21 protein-coding genes are annotated in these 18,541 nt (G+C 52.8%); 14 read left to right on the plus strand and 7 right to left on the minus strand.

Annotated features, from left to right (window positions below):
* Positions 1-2 precede the first annotated feature (2 nt).
* From hisF to HMPREF1705_RS07650, 6 genes are read right to left on the minus strand one after another with little or no spacing between them, the layout of a single operon-like run.
* Entirely contained in the window at positions 3-764 is a 762-nt protein-coding gene (hisF, locus tag HMPREF1705_RS07625) for an imidazole glycerol phosphate synthase subunit HisF (protein WP_057940843.1), read from the minus strand.
* Positions 757-1,464, minus strand: a complete 708-nt coding sequence (locus HMPREF1705_RS07630; RefSeq protein ID WP_057940844.1) for a 1-(5-phosphoribosyl)-5-[(5-phosphoribosylamino)methylideneamino]imidazole-4-carboxamide isomerase — start codon at positions 1,462-1,464, stop codon at positions 757-759. The genes hisF and HMPREF1705_RS07630 overlap by 8 nt, the downstream gene beginning before the upstream one ends.
* Complete coding sequence (hisH, locus tag HMPREF1705_RS07635; protein ID WP_057940845.1) at positions 1,461-2,084, minus strand: imidazole glycerol phosphate synthase subunit HisH; 624 nt, start codon at positions 2,082-2,084, stop codon at positions 1,461-1,463. The genes HMPREF1705_RS07630 and hisH overlap by 4 nt, the downstream gene beginning before the upstream one ends.
* A complete protein-coding gene (locus tag HMPREF1705_RS07640) occupies positions 2,081-2,647 on the minus strand; it encodes an imidazoleglycerol-phosphate dehydratase (RefSeq protein WP_057940846.1) in 567 nt (188 codons plus the stop codon). The genes hisH and HMPREF1705_RS07640 overlap by 4 nt, the downstream gene beginning before the upstream one ends.
* Positions 2,640-3,287, minus strand: a complete 648-nt coding sequence (gene hisG, locus HMPREF1705_RS07645) for an ATP phosphoribosyltransferase (protein WP_057940847.1) — start codon at positions 3,285-3,287, stop codon at positions 2,640-2,642. Before hisG ends, HMPREF1705_RS07640 begins: the two co-directional genes overlap by 8 nt.
* A complete protein-coding gene (locus HMPREF1705_RS07650; protein WP_057940848.1) occupies positions 3,280-4,488 on the minus strand; it encodes an ATP phosphoribosyltransferase regulatory subunit in 1,209 nt (402 codons plus the stop codon). Before HMPREF1705_RS07650 ends, hisG begins: the two co-directional genes overlap by 8 nt.
* Positions 4,489-4,672: 184 nt before the next feature.
* On the opposite strand from HMPREF1705_RS07650, the gene radA reads away from it, so the two are divergent.
* The 5 genes from radA (at position 4,673) to holA (ending at position 11,578) form a co-directional block, all read left to right on the plus strand.
* Positions 4,673-6,007, plus strand: coding sequence for a DNA repair protein RadA (radA, locus tag HMPREF1705_RS07655; RefSeq protein WP_057940849.1), 1,335 nt, complete (start codon positions 4,673-4,675; stop codon positions 6,005-6,007).
* Positions 6,004-7,308, plus strand: coding sequence for an NfeD family protein (locus HMPREF1705_RS07660; RefSeq protein WP_057940850.1), 1,305 nt, complete (start codon positions 6,004-6,006; stop codon positions 7,306-7,308). The genes radA and HMPREF1705_RS07660 overlap by 4 nt, the downstream gene beginning before the upstream one ends.
* Position 7,309: 1 nt before the next feature.
* A complete protein-coding gene (locus tag HMPREF1705_RS07665) occupies positions 7,310-8,101 on the plus strand; it encodes a slipin family protein (RefSeq protein WP_040348122.1) in 792 nt (263 codons plus the stop codon).
* A gap of 82 nt (positions 8,102-8,183) precedes the next feature.
* Positions 8,184-10,655 carry a leucine--tRNA ligase gene (gene leuS, locus HMPREF1705_RS07670; RefSeq protein WP_009201372.1) on the plus strand — a complete coding sequence of 824 codons (2,472 nt, stop codon included), beginning with the start codon at positions 8,184-8,186 and terminating at the stop codon, positions 10,653-10,655.
* On the plus strand, positions 10,655-11,578 hold the full coding sequence (gene holA, locus HMPREF1705_RS07675) for a DNA polymerase III subunit delta (protein ID WP_009201371.1): 924 nt from the start codon (positions 10,655-10,657) through the stop codon (positions 11,576-11,578). The genes leuS and holA overlap by 1 nt, the downstream gene beginning before the upstream one ends.
* Here the strand turns inward: holA and rpsT are convergent.
* Entirely contained in the window at positions 11,575-11,877 is a 303-nt protein-coding gene (gene rpsT / locus HMPREF1705_RS07680) for a 30S ribosomal protein S20 (RefSeq protein WP_040348120.1), read from the minus strand. The two genes, holA and rpsT, sit on opposite strands and share 4 nt — an antisense overlap.
* A 151-nt stretch (positions 11,878-12,028) precedes the next feature.
* Between rpsT and HMPREF1705_RS07685 the strand changes: the two genes are divergently transcribed.
* From HMPREF1705_RS07685 to dut, 9 genes are all read left to right on the plus strand, one after another.
* Positions 12,029-12,961 carry a DUF445 domain-containing protein gene (locus HMPREF1705_RS07685; RefSeq protein WP_057940851.1) on the plus strand — a complete coding sequence of 311 codons (933 nt, stop codon included), beginning with the start codon at positions 12,029-12,031 and terminating at the stop codon, positions 12,959-12,961.
* A 105-nt stretch (positions 12,962-13,066) separates the two neighbouring features.
* A complete protein-coding gene (gene rpmH / locus HMPREF1705_RS10650) occupies positions 13,067-13,204 on the plus strand; it encodes a 50S ribosomal protein L34 (protein ID WP_040348117.1) in 138 nt (45 codons plus the stop codon).
* A gap of 2 nt (positions 13,205-13,206) precedes the next feature.
* The gene (gene rnpA, locus HMPREF1705_RS07690; RefSeq protein ID WP_071804904.1) at positions 13,207-13,611 is read left to right on the plus strand and encodes a ribonuclease P protein component; all 405 of its coding nucleotides are present in this window, start codon (positions 13,207-13,209) and stop codon (positions 13,609-13,611) included.
* On the plus strand, positions 13,604-13,867 hold the full coding sequence (gene yidD, locus HMPREF1705_RS07695) for a membrane protein insertion efficiency factor YidD (protein ID WP_057940852.1): 264 nt from the start codon (positions 13,604-13,606) through the stop codon (positions 13,865-13,867). Before rnpA ends, yidD begins: the two co-directional genes overlap by 8 nt.
* Before the next feature lie 11 nt (positions 13,868-13,878).
* Complete coding sequence (locus HMPREF1705_RS07700) at positions 13,879-14,682, plus strand: YidC/Oxa1 family membrane protein insertase (protein ID WP_057940853.1); 804 nt, start codon at positions 13,879-13,881, stop codon at positions 14,680-14,682.
* 24 nt (positions 14,683-14,706) lie between these two features.
* Positions 14,707-15,375 (plus strand): RNA-binding cell elongation regulator Jag/EloR, encoded by a 669-nt coding sequence (jag, locus tag HMPREF1705_RS07705; protein WP_057940854.1) that lies wholly within the window; start codon positions 14,707-14,709, stop codon positions 15,373-15,375.
* 128 nt (positions 15,376-15,503) lie between these two features.
* The gene (gene rpsO / locus HMPREF1705_RS07710; protein WP_009201364.1) at positions 15,504-15,764 is read left to right on the plus strand and encodes a 30S ribosomal protein S15; all 261 of its coding nucleotides are present in this window, start codon (positions 15,504-15,506) and stop codon (positions 15,762-15,764) included.
* Positions 15,765-15,854: 90 nt separating this feature from the next.
* Positions 15,855-18,080: a polyribonucleotide nucleotidyltransferase gene (locus tag HMPREF1705_RS07715; RefSeq protein ID WP_057940855.1), complete on the plus strand. Its 2,226-nt coding sequence runs from the start codon at positions 15,855-15,857 to the stop codon at positions 18,078-18,080.
* A gap of 19 nt (positions 18,081-18,099) precedes the next feature.
* Positions 18,100-18,537: a dUTP diphosphatase gene (gene dut, locus HMPREF1705_RS07720; protein ID WP_009201362.1), complete on the plus strand. Its 438-nt coding sequence runs from the start codon at positions 18,100-18,102 to the stop codon at positions 18,535-18,537.
* The last annotated feature ends 4 nt before the right edge of the window (positions 18,538-18,541 follow it).

An 18,541-nucleotide genomic window follows, 5' to 3' on the forward strand; every position in this document is an offset into this window, starting at 1 on the left:
TCTTACCACGTCCTTCTTATGGGAAAGCCGGCTTCCGCCAGCGCGTCTTTTGCCTCTGCGATGTTGTAGATACCAAAGTGAAAGACCGACGCCGCCAGCACCGCATCGGCTCCTGCCTTCAGGGCTTCGACGAAATGTTGCAGCTTTCCGGCGCCTCCAGAGGCGATGATGGGAACGCTTACGGCATTTCTTGCAGCTTCTATGAGTTTGAGGTCATAACCTGAGTCGGTGCCGTCCCTGTCGATAGAGGTAAGCAGCACCTCTCCCGCCCCCAGGCTGCATCCTTCTTCGATCCACTCGATTGCGTTCCTGCCGGTTGGTACGGTTCCTCCTCCGGCGTAGGCCTCCCACCTGCCTTCGCCTGTCATCTTAGCGTCGACGGCCAAAACGACGGCCTGGTTTCCGAGTAGGAGGGCGCATTCCCTTATCAAATTAGGGTCTTCAAGGGCTCTGGTATTAAGCGATATCTTATCGGCGCCCAGGGATATTATCTCCTTTGCCGTTTTGACGGAATCAATCCCGCCGCCGACTGTGAAGGGGATAAATATCCTGTCTGCTACCGCGCGCACCCACTCCATTTGGGTGGTCCTCCTCTCGCTTGAAGCGGAGATGTCGAGGAACACGAGCTCGTCGGCCCCTTCTTCCATGTATTTTTCGGCCAAACTTCCCGGTTCGTCCAGCTGCCTCAGATTTTGAAAACGAACGCCTTTGACGACGCAGCCGTCCTTGACGTCAAGGCAGGGTATAACTCTTTTTTTAAGCATCTTCTACCTCCTCGAGCACTTTTTTAAGGTCAAGGCTGCCGTCGTAAAGGGCTTTCCCTATGACGGCTCCGAAAAGGCCTAGTTTTTTGAGGGCTTTAACGTCTTCGATGGAGCCTATTCCGCCCGCCGCAATGATCTTCATGTCCGAATTTTTGACCAAAGCACTGTAAAGGGCCAAGTCGGGTCCCCTCTTAGTGCCGTCTCTTTCCGTTGCAGTTGCCAAGATGGTTTCAAAGCCCATTTCGCAAATGCGCTTTACGGCTTCAAGGGGATTTAAAGGGACAGTCTTAAGCCAACCCGCCAGGGCGACCTTTCCCTGTTTTACGTCCAGGGCAGGGATTACTCTGGGCGCAAGCTTACTTATCTCTCCTGCGCCCTCCGTCCAGATGAGACTTCCCACCATAGCCTTGTCGGCGCCCATTTCAAGCGCCTTTTGCACCTCTTGGGGGCTTCTTAGCCCTCCGCCGAAATGAATGACTTGGAAGATCTCCTTTAGCTTGGGAAGGAGACCGATGTTTTTTGGGCTTCCCTCCTTTGCTCCTTCGAGGTCGACGACGTGGATTTCCCTTGCCCCCATTTCCTTTAAAGTTCTTGCCACCTGAAGGGGGTCGCCGCTTATGGTCCAGGAGCGGTCGAAATCGCCCTGATAAAGCCTTACGACCTTTCCTTCATATAAGTCTATGGCAGGATATATCTTCATTTCCCTTTGCCTCCCTTTAGCGAAAGGACGGCCGACTTAAAAAGAGCCAGGCCGAGTTTGCCGCTTCTTTCGGGATGAAACTGAAAGCCCATGATGGGGCCCCATTTCACCGCGGAGACGAAGCTTTTTTCACCGAGCTTGGTGGTAGCAATACAGGCTTGCGACTCGAGCAGACAGTAGCCGTGGACGAAGTAGACGTCGGCGCCCTCGAAGGGCTTGGCGTCAAATTCGGCTGCCCTGTCCTTGCGCCAGCGAAGTTCGTTCCAGCCGATATGGGGCCAGGGCTTCGCCTCAAGCCTCACGACCTCACCCGGAATGAATCCCAGCCCTGGAGTGTAGCCCTCCTCAAAACTTCCCTCGCAGAGCATCTGCATGCCAAGGCAAATACCGAGAATGGCCCCTCCGGCATCGCGATATTCCTTTAAAAAATCCGTCCACCCAGCCTCCTTCAGGTGGCGGTAGGCGGCGGGGAATGACCCGACGCCGGGAAGGATTAAAAGGGAGAGGGGCTTTCTTTCGTCCTTTGGTTTTTTCAAGACCTCTGCCGGCATTTTTAGGGCTGCAAGGGCCCTCATGACATTTCCTATGTTTCCGGCTCCGTAATCAATTACGCCGATCAAATGATCGCCCCCTTAGTGCTCGAAGGTCTTTCAGAAGATTTCAGCGCCTGCTTCAAAGCCCTTCCCACGGCCTTGAAGGTCGCCTCGGCAAGATGGTGGGAGTTGTCTACGCTTAAAGCCTGAAGGTGCAGCGTAAGGGCAGCTTCTCTACTGAAGGCGCGCCAGAACTCCGGTATGAGTTCCGTATCGAAGTTGCCGCATTTGGGAGAGGGAAAACATCCCTTCCAGGAGAGACTTCCCCTTCCGCTGGCGTCGACCGCCGCCAAAACCAGCGTTTCGTCCATGGGGATGGCTGCCCAGCCGTACCTTTCGATCTGCCTTGAAGTCCACAATTCCTTCAAAGCCCTTCCCAGTGTAATCGCCACGTCCTCCACGGTGTGGTGATCGTCTACGTGGACGTCTCCCCTTGCTTCTATCCTGCCGTACACACCTGCGTTGAAAAGCAGAAGTTCAAGCATATGCCCCAGGAAGCCGACGGGCACGTCTATTTCGATTCCCTCGCCTTCTAAGGCTAAAGAGACCTTGACCGTAGTTTCCTCGGTCCGGCGAAAAGCTTCATACATCTTTCATCCTCCCGACAATATTTTTTATGCTTTCCGTTATGTTTAGGCACTCCCTCCAGTAGGAGGAGCTGCCGTGTTTTCTTGCTACGAGCTTCAAGGAAACGGGGCATACCTCCTCTAAGATGGTCAAATCGTTAGCCTCGAGGGTGGTTCCCGTCTGGGTTATATCGACTATGCAATCGGCGATGTTAAGCTGTGGAGCAAGCTCCACGGAGCCGTGAAGTTTTATTATATCGACTTGCACCCCCTTGGAGGCGAAGTGCCGTTCCGCTATGTTGGGATATTTCGTGGCCACGCGAAGCCACATGAGTTCCTTTTCGTTTCCCTCGAACCTGGCCTTCAGGCTTCTTGGCCCGGCAACGACCATCCTGCATCGCCCCAAGCCGGTATCGACGAGCTCGAGGAGGTCCGCCGAGACTTCCATCAGCACGTCGCTTCCCGCCAGTGCGAGGTCTGTGGTGCCGTAGTAAACGTAAAGGGGAACGTCCATTGGCTTAGCCAGGAAGAAGCGGAAGTTCTCCTCATCTATGGCGAGCTCCCTCGAGGCGCTTTCGAGGTTTTTGGTCGGTATCCCAGCGCGCTTTAAAACCTCGATGGCCTCCTTTTGAATCCTGCCAGTAGGTATGGCAATCTTAATCATCGTTTTCCCCTCCGAGAAAATCGTCCAAAAATGTCTCGTCTCCCGAAGACAGCTCTATAATGTTTCCCCTGTTTAAGTCCAAAAGGAGGTCGTATCCTTTGATCCTGGCGAGCTCCCTAATATCGGGGTCCTTTTCCCGCCACAGAATTTCGACGCTGTAACCGAGTAAGATGAGCTCTTCGGCGCACTTTAGGACGTAGGAGGGTGCATTTTTCTGTGCCCACAGCAGTATCTTCTGTGCTTTGCCTCTCTTTTTGTTCACGCTCAAGGCAAGCCTCTCAAGGTCGAGGGCAAACCCCACTGCCTGTCCTAGCATGCCGCAGGCTTCGAGCAGGCGATCGTACCTTCCCCCTCCTCCCACGGATACGCCCGTTTCCTCGAAGTAAACGTCGAAGATGGGACCGCTGTAATAGTCGAGCTCCCTTACGAGAGAGAGGTCCACGACGATGGAATCTTCGTGGCCAAGCTTTGCAAGCTCGGAGTAGATGAACTTTAAAGGCCTTATGGCCTCTTCCATTTCGCCGAGAAGCTCCGATGCTCTGTACAGCACCTCGGCGTTGCCCTTGAGCCAGGGAAGCTCCTCGAAAAAGGACGAAAGTGGAGAGGGAGGCAGGTTTTTTGCCGCCTCCGCGTATTCGTCGAGACTTCCCCTTTCCAGGCAGTCCAAAAGGACTTTGCCGTGGGGTGATGGCAAGCTCTTAATGGCCCTTTGTATAAGGGAAACGTCACCGAGGGTGAGGGCGATCTTGGGGCAGTTGAGCCCGTTTAAGAAGGAAAGGAGGAGAGAGATGAGCTCCACGTCGGCGCCTTCTCCCTCCCATCCTATGAGCTCGGCACCCATCTGCAGCCTCTCGACGTTTTTGTCGGGAGATTTGGGCCTCCTGTATATCCGTTCTGTGTAGCAGAGTCTGAGGGGCCGTTCGTGGGGTTCGAAGTGGGAAGCGCAGTAATCCACCACGCCCAACGTCACGTCCGTCCTTACGGCGCAGGGTTCTCCGAAGAAGGAGTTAGTCACCATAAAACGGTTGTGCAAGTTGGGGCTTATCTTGTCCGTTATGGCTTCAAGCAGCTGCAGTCCCGAGGGCCAAAAGGGCCGGTAACCGTAAGGGATAAAGGCCTCCATGAAATCCCTTCGCAGCTCTTCAACGCTCAGCGCTACGTCGCCGCCGATATTTTTGCAACCCCGCGGTGTCAATTTCATCGATACCCCACCTTTGTAAGATAATATTTTAGCATGATATTAATACGAGGAATTGCCTGTCGGCAATGATATCACGGGTTACGACATATGTAAAGAGGGATCTGTGGGTATGAAATCGACTTTGTTGCGATCATCTGCTATTATTTAACATAATAGCAGATAGGAATAGGACGGGAGGATTGGGATGGCTAAAGTCTCCAAGATCAAAAGATACAGATGTGCCGATTGCGGCGCCATAAGCCTTACCTGGACCGGAAGATGCCAGACCTGCGGCGCCTGGGGCACGCTTTACGAGGAAAGGGAAGGCGCGAGCGGTTCTCCTAAATCGCAGGTAAAAAAGCTCCTCTTGAGCGAGGTCGGGGAGGTAAAACGCTTTTCTTCAAAGATAACAGAGTTGGACAGAGTGCTCGGTGGAGGATGGGTGGAAGGTGCCGTGGTACTTTTGAGCGGAGAGCCAGGCGTGGGCAAGTCGACCCTGCTTCTTCAAAGCGCTATAGCAATGGCAGAGGAGGGCAAAAAAGTTCTCTATGTATCGGGGGAGGAATCTGCATCTCAGGTTGCCTCGAGGGCCAAGAGGCTGGGAGCAAAGGATGGCTTGCTGTTTCTGCTCTGCACTGACGATATCGACGAGGCCCTGAGCGCTGCGGAAGACGTGGAGTTTCTCTTTGTCGACAGTGTTCAGACGATGAGGGATAAGAACGAAAGCGGCTGGCCCGGCAGCCCCCTGCAGGTGAGGCTGACGGCCCAAAGGTGCATAGAGATTGCCAAAAGTAGGGCAATTCCCTGCGTCCTGGTTGGGCATATAACCAAAAGCGGCCAGATAGCCGGACCGAAGCTTCTTGAGCACATGGTTGACGTCGTCATGTTTTTCGAAGGCGACAGGTCTTCCCGCTACAGGATGCTTTCGGCGGAAAAGAACAGATTTGCCAACGCCGATGAGGTGGGAATATTCGAGATGACCGAGAGGGGGCTGGTTCCAGTTTTCGACCCAGGCAGGATGTTTTGGAACGAAACTTCCCTTAAGGAGGCGGGCGTCGCCATGGGAGTGGTGCTCGAAGGATCGAGGCCGCTTGTCGCCGAATTTCAGGCCCTGGCTTCCTCTACCCCCTTCATGTATCCTCGTCGAACATCCAGGGGAATAGACTTGAATAAATTGCATCTCCTTCTGGCGGTGCTGGAGAAGAGGGCGGGCCTTATCTCGAAAAACTGCGACGTTTACGTGAATGTCGTGGGAGGACTTACGACGAAAGATCCGGGAGCAGATTTGGCCATCTGCATGTCGATCGCTTCGACTTTGCTGGATCGTCCCCTGCCGAAGGAATGTTGTTTTGTCGGTGAAGTGGGTTTGGCTGGGGAGGTGAGGCCCGTTGCCCGAACGGCTTTGAGGATCAAGGAAGCGGAGAGGATGGGTTTTGAAAAAATCGCCGTGAGTCGGTATGAAAAGTGCGAAAGAAGCGGTAAGATAAGGCAAATAGAGTTTGAGAGCCTGAAAGAGGCGGTGAGGATGATGTTTCCGTGAAGCGCTTGATATGGGTTTTTTCGATTCTTCTTCTTTTGACGGTAGGTCCGGGCTGGGCAGGGGAAAAAAGCAACGTAGTTATGGTGGTGCCCCTGGAGGGAACGGTGGGTACGGTCATGGAGACCTACATGATCGACGTGCTCCGAAAGGCCGAGGAAGAGGCCTATATGGTGGTGTTTGAGTTGGATACGCCCGGGGGCCTGGTCTCCTCTATGACGGAGATCACAAAGCAGATCACCCAGGCTCGGGTTCCCGTGGTCATGTGGGTCTACCCCAGCGGCGCCAGGGCCGCCTCGGCGGGGGCTTTTCTGGTCATGGCCTCCCACATCGCGGCGATGGCTCCAGGCACGCGCATAGGAGCGGCTCACCCGGTGCTCGCCTCCGGCGGTGACGTTGACGAGACTATGGGAGAAAAGATAACGAATGACCTGGCGGCGCAGATGCGCTCTTTGGCGGGTACGAGGGGAAGAAATTCGCGGGTTGCCGAACGAATGGTGACGGAAAGCCTCTCTTTGACGGCCGAGGAGGCACTGGAAGAAGGCGTCATTGATTGTATCGCCTCCGACGTTGGAAGCCTTCTGGCGGCCGTCGACGGACGTGCTGTGCAGCTTGCAGACGGGGAAACGGTCCTGGATTTATCGGGCTACGAGATCCTTCGCGAAGAGATGCCGACCCGCCTGAAGATACTGGAATTCATCTCGAGACCCGACATTGCCTACCTGCTTTTGGTCTTGGGGATTTATGCCATCATATTCGAGGTCCTGTCGCCGGGTGGTTTCGTAATGGGAACGGCTGGAGCCATAATGGTGCTCCTCGGAGCCTACGGCCTGAGGATGTTACCCCTGAACTACGCCGGCATCATCTTGCTAATAGCCGGGATCGTGGTAATGGTAGTCGACCTTTTGGTCGGAGGTATAGGAATTTTAAGCGCCTTCGGGGCTTTATCCCTCATCGTGGGAAGCCTCATAATATACAGGGCGCCGGGGGGTGAGCTGTTGAGGTTTTCTATGACCTTTTTGGCTGGTGCCATAGTCGTGTTGTCAGCCTTTTTCGCAGTAGCTGCCTGGGCAGTTTTGAGGGCCATGAAGCGAAGAATCGTCTCAGGCCAGGAGGAGTTGGTCGGAATGACCGGCAAGGTGGTGCAGGACTTGAACCCCGAGGGCACGATATTTTGTCACGGGGAATATTGGAAAGCCAAAAGCTCCGACGGCAGTCCCATCGCAAAGGACGAGTGGGTGGAGGTTGAGTCGGTGGACGGTTTCGTCCTCATAGTCAGAAAGAGCGATGCGAGGAGGAATTAGTATGTTAAATGCTTTGTTAGAGGGGGTATTCAGCTTGGGAGCTTATTTGGGAGCGATAATCATAGTTGTCTTAATTTTAGCTTCGGCTATCAAGATAATTCCCGAATACCAGCGAGGCATCGTCTTTAGGCTGGGAAGGGTAATGGATCCGAAGGGGCCGGGCATCATAGTCATAATTCCCATAGTCGATAGATTGGTAAGGGTTGACCTTCGAGTCTTTACCCTGGATGTGCCGGTGCAGGAGGTATTGACCAAGGACAACGTCCCCATAAAGGTGAACGCCGTCGTTTATTTTCGCGTAATCGATCCGATCAAGTCCGTGGTTGCCGTGGAAAACCACATCATGGCCACGAGTCTCCTGTCTCAGACTACCTTGAGGTCAGTTGTGGGCAGGTCGGAGCTCGACGAAGTACTTTCCGAGAGGGAGAGGATTAACGTAGAGCTTCAGCAGATCATCGACGAGAGGACCGATCCTTGGGGCATCAAAGTTTCGGCCGTCGAGGTAAAGGAACTCGAATTGCCCGAGAACATGAAGCGCGCACTGGCAAGGCAAGCTGAGGCGGAAAGGGAACGGAGAGCCAAGATAATAAACGCCGAAGGAGAATACCAGGCGGCGGAGAGGTTGTCCGAGGCCGCCAGGTTGATGGAGGTCTCTCCCATTACCTTGCAATTGCGCTACCTGCAGACTTTAAAGGAGATGTCAAGCGAGAGGAACGCGACGATAATAGTCCCCTTCCCCGTGGAGTTTTTGAAGGCCTTTATGGCCGTCGCGAAGAGGGACGAAGAGCAGTAGGGGTATGATGCGGGGTATCCTGCAAATTTGCAAGTTGATGTATAATTGGGCTCAAGTTTCCTGTTAGAGGAGGTCGAAGATTATGCCCTACGATTTTGCTGCCATCGAAGCTAAATGGCAAAAGCGGTGGGAAAAAGAAGGAACTTTTTACGTAAACCCCGATGATAAACGGCCGAAATTCTACTGCCTGGAGATGTTCCCCTACCCGAGCGGGGCCTTGCACATGGGGCATTTGAGAAATTATTCCATAGGCGATCTCATGGCCAGGTTTTTGACGATGAGGGGCTATAACGTTCTTCATCCCATGGGATTTGATGCCTTTGGCCTTCCCGCTGAAAATGCTGCCATAAAATACGGCGTTCATCCCTTCGAATGGACCTGGAATAACATAGAGAGGATGACCGCTCAATTGAAGAGCATGGGGTGCAGCTACGACTGGAGGAGGCGTATAGCCACCTGTCATCCCGACTATTATCGTTGGAACCAGTGGTTTTTTCTTAAGTTCTACGAAGAAGGTTTGGCCTACAGGGCGGAAGCGCCCATAAACTGGTGCCCCAGCTGCAAGACGGTCTTGGCCAACGAACAGGTCATAGAGGGGGGGCATTGTTGGAGGTGCGGCAGCGAGGTAACGAAGAAAAAGCTCAAACAGTGGTTCCTTTCGATAACTAAATATGCCCAGGAGTTGCTCGACAGCCTGGAGGATCTTCCCGGCTGGCCCGAGAAGGTCAAGATAATGCAAAGGAACTGGATAGGACGCTCCGAAGGCGTAAAGCTCAAATTCGATGTCCCCGAGCTCGAGGAGACTTTGGAGACCTTCACCACAAGGATCGACACGATTTTTGGAGTAACCTATATCGCCCTCTCCCCCGAACATCCTCTTGTACCCAAGATCCTATCTTCCTGTGCCGACAGAAAGAAACTTGAGTCCTTCATAGAAGCCTTTGCGGCGACAAATGCCGGATCTCGAATACAGGATACGGAAAAGGAAGGCGTCTTCACAGGCTTTTACGCCGTAAATCCCGCCAACGGAAAGGCCGTCCCCATATGGTTGGCCAATTACGTGCTGATGGAATACGGCACGGGTGCCGTTATGGGCGTTCCCGCCCATGACCAAAGGGACTTTGAATTCGCAAAGAAATACGACATAGACATAATACCCGTCGTGAAGCCCGAGGGGGGAGAGCTTGGAGAGCTTGTCCGTGCCTTTGAAGAGGACGGAGTGGCCTGCAATTCCGGTCAGTTCGATGGCCTGCCCACGTCTGAAGCTCTGAAGGCCATGGCCGATTGGGCCGAAAGAGAGGGCTTCGGGAGGAGGGAGGTCCAATACAGGCTTCGGGACTGGCTGGTGTCGCGTCAGCGTTACTGGGGCACGCCCATTCCTATCGTCTATTGCGACCGTTGTGGCATCGTTCCCGTTCCCGAAGAAGACCTTCCCGTCATCCTTCCGACGGACGTTCGGATGCCCAAGGGCGGAAGCAGTCCACTGCCAACATTGGAGGAATGGGTCAACACTACATGTCCGAAGTGCGGCGGGCCGGCAAAGAGGGAGACTGACACTCTGGACACATTTTTCTGTTCCTCCTGGTATTTTCTGCGTTTTTGCTCTCCCTGGTGCGACAAAGCTCCCTTCGACGACGAGGTGCATTACTGGACTCCCGTGGACCAGTATATAGGGGGCATCGAACATGCCTGTCTCCATCTGATATATTCCCGCTTCTTCACTAAAGTTTTGGCAGATATGGGAATGATCCGTTTCAGGGAGCCCTTCGTAAACCTGCTAACCCAGGGTATGGTGATAAAAGACGGCGCCAAGATGTCCAAATCCAAGGGCAATGTCGTGGATCCCGACGACATCATTAAACGTTACGGAGCGGATACGGCGAGGCTTTTTATACTCTTCGCTTCTCCCCCCGACAAGGACCTGGAGTGGTCAGACCAGGGGGTAGAAGGGGTATACAGGTTTCTGTCCAGAGTTTGGCGTTACATGGAAGACAAAATAGAAGACCTGAAAAAGGCCGACCCTGCCCGCCTATCCATGGAATCCTTGCGGGAGGGAAAGAAGAGAAATCTAAAACGAAGGATACACAGGACTATAGAGCTTGTGACGAGAGACATAGAAGTGGAAAGGCAGTTTAATACGGCTGTAGCCAGGTTCATGGAGCTTTTCAACGAGATGTATTCCTGCGAACCAAAGGACGGGGCCGACTGGTCTTTGCTTCGCGAGGCCGCCGAGGTTTTGGTGGTATGTCTTTCGCCCTTTGTTCCTCACTTCTGCGAAGAGCTTTGGGAGAGGCTGGGGCATGACAGCATGGTCTTAAAACAGCCTTGGCCCGAAGTCGATGCAAGCGCTTTGGTTGAAGACAAGGTTACTATTGTCGTTCAGATTAACGGGAAGGTAAGGGAAAGGATGACCCTTCCCGCGGGTTTGTCCGAGGATGAGCTCGTAAAGAGGGTGTTTGAAGACGGCAAGGTGCGAAAAAGGATAGAGGGTTTGCAGGTTTTGAAGACTATCGTCGTTCCCGATAAACTGGTAAACCTGGTGGTGAAGGGTTAGTGCCCCATGTGGTAGCTATAGAGCTGACAGCGCCCCAGAGGCGCAGTCGGATCGAAGATATTTTAAGGGAATTCGAGTCCGAAGGTTACGAGAAGGCTGGGAGACCTGAGGAGCCGGGAAGCTGGAGCGAGCTTTTTGCCCTAGCTTCGACGCAGGGGCTTTTCCGGGATAAACTCCTCTACATAGTCGATGAAGCCGAGAAGTTGGGTCCCTTTCCAGATAGGCTGGAGGCCTTGCTCGAGAAAGAAGGGGCGAGGAACGTTATTTTGTTGCTTTACAACGGCAAATGCAACGCCTTCCCAAAGTCGCTGAAGGAAAAGGTCAGGATCGTCACAGTAGGAAGAGAGCTGAAGAATAAAAGGGAGCGCTTGCGGTGGATGGAGGAGGTTGCCCAGAGGAAGGGGCTGAGCTTGACCGGGGAAGCCCTTTACCTTCTGGACGAGTGGATTGAGGACGTCGAAGAGATAGAAAGCGAGATCGAAAAGTTTTGCCTCGCGGAACAAAAGTCGGTGACTGCCGATATGGTCAGAGAGTTGTCGAAGGACGAGGGATCGCGGGCTCTCATTCGGCTGCTTGACGGTGTGTGTTTGCGGGACGGAAAGACGATTCTGTCTTCTTTGAAACAATTGCAGGGAAAGACGGAGTTTTTGGTCGTTGTCACCTCTTTATACAACAGACTGAGGTTGGCTTCGCTTTTTCTTTCCTTTGGAGGGAGAGGGCCGGATGCCGCAGGTGCCAGATATTATCAGAGCAAGATGGCCAAGGAGGCGGCATGCCGATACACCAAAGAAGCGATCTGGAATGCAACCGTTTCGCTGGGATTGCTTTCGGCCGCCGAAAAGATGGGCAGGGGAAAGGGTTGGTTGGGCCTGGAGCTGGTCCTTTGCGACTTAATCCGGACCCAACCTCCTTTATCCTGTTAAACGGTCTCTTGAGAGGGGGATTCCGCTCCGGTGGTTTTCTTGAGGTTGACGATCAACTTGGCAAGCATCGCCTTGCGGCGAGCGGCCGTGTTTTTGTGGATCACGCCCTTGACGACGGCTTTATCTATTACGGATTGTGCCTCGTCGAAAAGCCTGACAGCCGAATTCAAATCATTCTCTTCTACGGCTTGCATGACCTTCTTGGTTATCGTCTTAGTTCTAGTCTTCCAGGCGCGATTGTAGATCCTGTTTCTCTCAGCGATTCGCATTCTTCTAAGTGCAGATTTCGTGCTGGGCATCTTTCGCAATTCACCTCCCTGTCGCTGGTATTTGCGCGATGCTCATTCTATCATGTTTTGCCCTTTAAAGGCAACATTTTGCCCTTGACAGGAAGACATCTTCCACGCATGTTCTTTCTATGGAGTTTTCACAGCTTAAGGAGGCATAAATATGGCTCAAATCGCCGATAGCGAAAGGGAAGCTAAAGCGTTGAACTTCATCAGGAACGGGACAGCTATCTTTTTCGTAATTCTTGCTTCCGCCGGGTTTTATCTGGCAGCGGCTGGGAATTCCTACGGAGAGCTTTTTGCAGCAATTGGCGTCTCGGGCGGGGTGGGTATATTTACGAACATATTGGCGGTGAAGATGCTTTTCCGCCCCATGTATATCCCGATAATCAAGGTTCCCGTCCCGGGAAGCGGCGTCATCGCCAAAAATCGTGAAAAGATTCTAAACACCTTTGCCAACGAGGTGAGAAACAGGCTCCTTACCCCCGACGCCCTGAAGCAGGCGGCGGAGGACGAGGCCTTTTTTCAATCCGTAAGTCCGGTCCTTCAGCGGGAGATAATGCGGCTTTACTTGAGGAGGGACAACCTGAGGGCCCTGTTGGGAGTGCTCGAAAAGCCCTTGACCGATTTTTTCGACAGCCCCGGTTTCGAACATATGGTCAGAGAGAGGCTGATCGAGGTTGAGAGATCTCATTTCGCCCTATCTCTTGCTTCTAAGGTAGGGTTGTTTCAAGTGGAAAACCTGACCAAATGGATAGTCTCGCTGGTTAAAGAAAGGTGGAGATATTTTTTACAAGGAGAAGAGGGGTTGAAGGAACTCCAAAAGCAGGTTGCGCTCATGCTTTCTAAAGCCTCCTGGGATGAGGGAGAGGCGATTAAAATCTTCAAGGAGGCCTTCGAACGGATAGTTCATAAGGTGTTGATGAAGATAGACTTGGGAGAGCTGGCCAAAAAGTCCCTAGGGGAGGTCGAGGAGGGAGACGTGGAGGTCTACCTGGAAAAGCTGGCACAGAAGTACCTTTTCTGGATAGAGATGTGGGGAGGAATTGTGGGAGCTTTCATAGGTCTTTTTATGGGGATGTGGTTCGTTCTGTAATAAAGTGTTGCTAGCCGATCGCCCCATATGGTATAGTATCCTGGCTCATTTATTGGTTAAGGTTCGTCATAATTTTTTAAATGTCGAGATTGGAGGTGCTTATTCGTGCCTAAAAGGACATTTCAGCCGCACGTCAAACCTCGCAAGCGCAAAATGGGCTTCCTGGCTCGTTCCAGCTCGCCCAGCGGACAGCGCATTCTCAGAAACAGGAGGCGTAGAGGACGTCAAAGGTTGGCAGTTTAGCCATGTCCTACCGCTATCCCAGATCGGTGAGGTTGCGTCGCAGGGAGGAGTTCGACCTCCTCTTTCGAGAGGGCAAGAGAGCCCGCGGAGCATACGTGAGGATGTTGTACATAAAAGCTCCGGAAGGCACTGGTACCCGCATTGGCGTTGCAGTGGGGAAAAGACAGGGAAAATCGTGTGTTCGAAACAGGGGGAGGCGCTTGCTCAAGGAAGCTGCAAGACGCCTCTTGCCTTGGCTGAAGGAGGACTATTGGATTGTCCTTCAGCTTTCGTCGGCGGGTTTGACAAAGGGTGCACGGGATATCTATTTCGATATGGCCGATTTGTGGAGACGAGAAGGCTTGATGCGGGCAGATTGGCCCGGTGCCGATTTTACCCCTTGGACGAAGGGTGAGGAGAATGAATAAAACAGGATATCTCCTGGAAAAGCCCTTTAAGCGTATGCTCATTCTGTCGATAAGGCTTTATCAGATTTTTCTTTCGCCCCTGCTTGGGCGCAACTGTCGGTTTTATCCCTCCTGTTCTCAATATGCTCTTGAGGCTATTGAGCAGTGGGGCGCAATTCGGGGAAGTTGGTTGACCGTTAAGAGATTATGTCGCTGTGGTCCCTGGCATCCGGGAGGATATGACCCGGTTCCCGGGACAGATCGAAAGACAGGGTAGGTGAACGTATAGTGGGTTCTTTGTGGCAATTGGGTACTGATTTAATGTTGGGGGTTCTCAACTTCTTTTACGAGATCAGCAATTCTTACGGAATAGCCATAATTCTTTTGACCATCTTGATCAGGATTTTGCTGTACCCGCTCTCCCATAAACAGCTTGTCAGCATGAAGAAGATGCAGCAAATTCAGCCACGTCTGAAGACCTTGCAGGAGAAGTACAAGGACGACAGACAGAAGTTAAACCAGGAGGTGATGAAGCTATATAAGGAATACGGCGTGAATCCGGCGGCGGGCTGTTTGCCCCTCCTTGTGCAGCTTCCCATCCTCATACTTCTTTTCAGGGTTATAATGAATTATGATTTTGGAGAAGAGTTCTTCGTCGGCGTATCCCTGAAGCACTCGCTTTTAGCCCTAATGAGCCAGGCCCTTGGCGCTTCGGAGACGGCAAGGGCGGGAATAACGACCGTCTTGGGAGCAATCGCTTCAAATCCTGCAGGCCTTTTAAACTTTGGAATATACGGAGGCACTTTGTTGCTCTGGTTGGGAGTGGGCTTTGTTACTTGGTTTCAACAGAAGATGACCACAAGTTCGGCGGCGAGCGAGCAGATGGCCTTCATGGGCTGGTTCATGCCCCTCTTTATGATGTTTATATGTTTGAGCCTTCCTGGAGGCGTCCTCCTATACTGGGGTGTTTCCTCGCTAATAGGAGTTGTCCAGCAGGCGTGGGTGCAGCGCAAAGCCTCGGTTGAAGGTGCCAAAAAGCCGGTGTTGTATAAGGAAAAGCCCCGTTCGGCAGAAAAACCGAAGGATCTTTAAGGAGAAAGGTAGGGCGATTATCCCTTGAGCGAAGAAAAAGGTGTTATTGTCATAGAGGCCTCTTCGCTGGAAGAGGCAAAAGTTATTGCTGCGCAGGAGTGGGGAATAAGCCCGGGAGATGTGGTAGTTAATCTGGTCGAGGAGGAAAAAAAGTTATTCGGAATCTTGGGCAAGCGCCTGAAGGTCGAGGTCAGGCCCCTTTACCCTCTGGATTTGATCAGGGCGCAAAAGATGCTGGGCGAATTGTTGAAGAAGATGGATTTAAATGTCTCTCTTTCGCTAACGGAGGATAATACGATAAATATAAGCGGCGGCGACGCAGGAATTGTGATCGGCAGGTACGGGGAGACCTTGAGGGCCCTGGAGCATCTGATCAACCTCATGCTCAATCGGAATATGGATTCGAACTTCAAAGTGCTGCTTGACAGCGACGGATACAGGACCAGGCGGGAGGAGAGCATAAAGCGGATAGCGACGTCGGCGGCAAGAAAGGCCTTGAGCAGGAGAAAGCCAGTGGGATTGCAACCAATGTCCAGCTGGGAGCGTAAGGTGGTCCATATGGCGCTTCAATCCATGGACGAGGTGGAGACGCGCTCCGTGGGGCAGGAGCCCAGACGTAGGGTGATAGTATCTCCGAAACCGACGTCGGCCCGAAAAAAAGAGGGAGCAAGAAGGAATTTCAAGGCCGATTAGCCGCTAAGCGAATGGCCCAAAGGCTTGCGACCCTCAAATTGTAGTGATAATATGTAAATACCCTCGACTAGGTAAGTACGGGAGACGTCTTTCTTGGTCGGGGGAATTTTCAGTGAGGTGATAGTGCGATGGAAGAGTGGAAGCAAAAGATCATCGAGGAGTTCAAAACTCACGACGCCGATACGGGTTCGCCCGAGGTGCAGGTGGCCATATTGACCTACAGGATTCGTTACCTTACGGAGCACCTGAAGGTACATAAAAAGGATTTTCACTCCAGAAGAGGTCTCCTGAAAATGGTCGGAAAGCGGAGGAAGCTCCTTAAGTATCTGCAGGAGAAGGATTTTAACAGGTATAAAAGGCTTATAGAAAGGCTGGGGTTGCGCCGATAAAGGGGCATAAAGGCGAGGATATCCTCGCCTTTAAATTGCTCGGGCGTTTCGTGAGCTTAACGTTTGAGACAATGGGAGGAAAACGGGAGGATGAATGAAGATAAATGCTTTGAGGTAGAGATAGGGGGCAGAACCCTCGTATTTTCGACGGGGCACCTTGCGAAACAGGCTAATGGCGCCGTTTATGCCCGTTACGGGGATACGGCGGTATTGGTCACGGCCTGCATGGAAGACGAGCCCCGCGAGGATGTGGACTTCTTCCCTCTGATAGTTGATTACGAGGAGAGGTTTTATGCCGCGGGCAAAATACCCGGCGGATTCATTAAAAGGGAGGGCAAGCCGTCGGAATCAGCGATTTTGAGTGCCAGGCTCGTCGACAGATCCATAAGGTCGCTCTTTCCCGAACACATGAAAAACGACGTGCACGTCGTTGCTACAATCCTGTCGGTGGATCAGACGAACCCACCCGATGTGTTGGCCATAAATGCAGCGTCTGCCGCTTTGGCCATTTCCGATATTCCTTGGGACGGCCCCGTGGGTGCCGTGCGGGTAGGTTACATCGACGGCTCTTTGGTGATCAACCCGATGGAGGAGGATATGCAAAACAGCACTCTCGATCTGGTCGTGGCGGGGCATAAAGAAGGCATCACCATGGTCGAAGGCGGTGCCGGCGAAGTTCCGGAAGAGGTATTGGTCGACGCGTTGGAACTGGCTCAGCAGGAAATAAGGCGCCTGGTCGATTTTCAGCTCAAGATGAGGGAAGAGGTCGGTAAGCCTAAGTGCGAGATCCCTGCGCCCCAAGAGGTACCCGAGATAGATGAGTGCATCAAGACTGACCACTACGGTGAAATATACGAAGCCGTCAAAATACACGCCAAAAAAGAGCGAAGCGATGCCATTAAGGCGATAAAGGAAAAGGTCTGGGAGAAGTTTAAAGATACCTATCCGGAGCAGGAGGGTTACGTCTCCAATGCCGTTACCAAATACGTCAAGAAAGCGATGCGCTCTCTGATATTGGACGAAGGACTGAGGGCCGACGGCAGGGCCATGGACGAGCTCCGTCCCATTTCCTGTGAGGTTTCACTGCTGCCCAGGGCCCACGGATCGGCCGTATTTACCAGGGGCGAAACCCAGGCTCTGGTGGTTACAACACTTGGAATGTTCGGAGAGGACGAACAGATTTTGGATGGCCTGAAGCTGGATGAGCCTCCTAAGCGCTTTATGTTGCACTACAACTTTCCTCCCTTTTCGGTCGGAGAGGTCCGCCCCATGCGCGGGCCCGGAAGGCGCGAGATAGGTCACGGCGCCTTGGCCGAGAGGGCAGTAAAGCCCCTGATTCCTGATGAATCGCAATTTCCCTATATTATTAGGGTGGTTTCGGACATACTCGAGTCCAACGGATCGAGCTCAATGGCCAGCGTCTGTGGCGCTTCCATGTCCCTCATGGATGCGGGCGTCCCTATAGCGAAGAGCGTGGCAGGCATAGCCATGGGCCTCATAAAGGAAGGAGATAAATACGCCATTCTGACGGACATCCAGGGACTTGAGGATCACTACGGAGATATGGACTTCAAAGTTGCAGGGACCCGCGACGGCGTCACGGCCCTTCAGATGGACAACAAGGCGGGCGGCATTACCAGGGAAATATTGGTCCAGGCATTGGATCAGGCTAAAAGAGGAAGACTTCAAATCCTCGATATAATGGAAAAGGCGATAGGTCGTCCGAGAGGCGAGCTTTCTCAATACGCTCCCCGCATATACACCATGAACATAGATCCTGACAAGATCAGGGATGTAATAGGGCCCGGAGGAAAGACCATCAGAAGTATTGTTCAGAAGACAGGTGTGAAGATAGACATAGCAGACGACGGCGTGGTCCATATCGCAGCCTCTTCCGAGTCAGCGGCAAACGAAGCCATGTCAATAATAAAGTCCTTAACGAAGGACGTCGAGCCGGGAGAGGTGTACATCGGAAAGGTGACGAGGCTGATGAATTTCGGAGCCTTCATCGAGCTGCTTCCGGGCAAGGAAGGCCTGCTTCACATAAGCGAAGTCAGTTCGTCCCATGTGCCCAAGATAGAGGACATATTTAAAGTGGGAGACCGCGTTTTGGTCGTCGTAAAGGAGATCGATGAACTTGGACGCGTGAACCTGAGCAGGAAGAGGATAATGGAAAATCCCGACGATTACCCCCTCGGTCCAGACATGCAGACCTTCTTGGAGGAAGAGAGGAAGAGAGATTCCTCGCTGGCGCCCAAGAAGAGGGAAAACGACAAGGGGCAGACGCGTCACCCAAGACATAAAAGGGAGCAATAGAAAATTGAGGAGAGATACCTTGAAAGTCAAAGTACTTCGTAAGGGCAATGCCACTAAGTTCGACCTTCCTGACTACATGACGCCTTCCTCCTCGGGCGTAGATTTGAGGGCAGCGGAGGAGAAAGTGATTGAGCCGGGACGTTGGGCTCTGGTGGGCACGGGACTTTACCTTGAGATACCGGTCGGCTATGAGGCGCAGGTAAGGCCCCGTAGCGGCCTTGCCCTGAAACACGGGGTGACCGTTTTAAACGCTCCCGGAACGATAGATGCCGACTATAGAGGTGAAGTGGGCGTCATTTTAGTTAATTTAAGCGACAGCCCCTTCGAGATAAAAGTAGGAGACAGAATCGCACAGCTTGTCATCTCTCCCGTAGCAAGGGCGGAATTCGAAGATGCAAGCGGGTTGACCGCCACGGAGCGGGGTGCCGGCGGCTTTGGAAGCACCGGCTTGAAATAAAGGG

The sequence above is a fragment of the Acetomicrobium hydrogeniformans ATCC BAA-1850 genome (assembly GCF_000160455.2).
Lineage (GTDB): Bacteria > Synergistota > Synergistia > Synergistales > Acetomicrobiaceae > Acetomicrobium > Acetomicrobium thermoterrenum.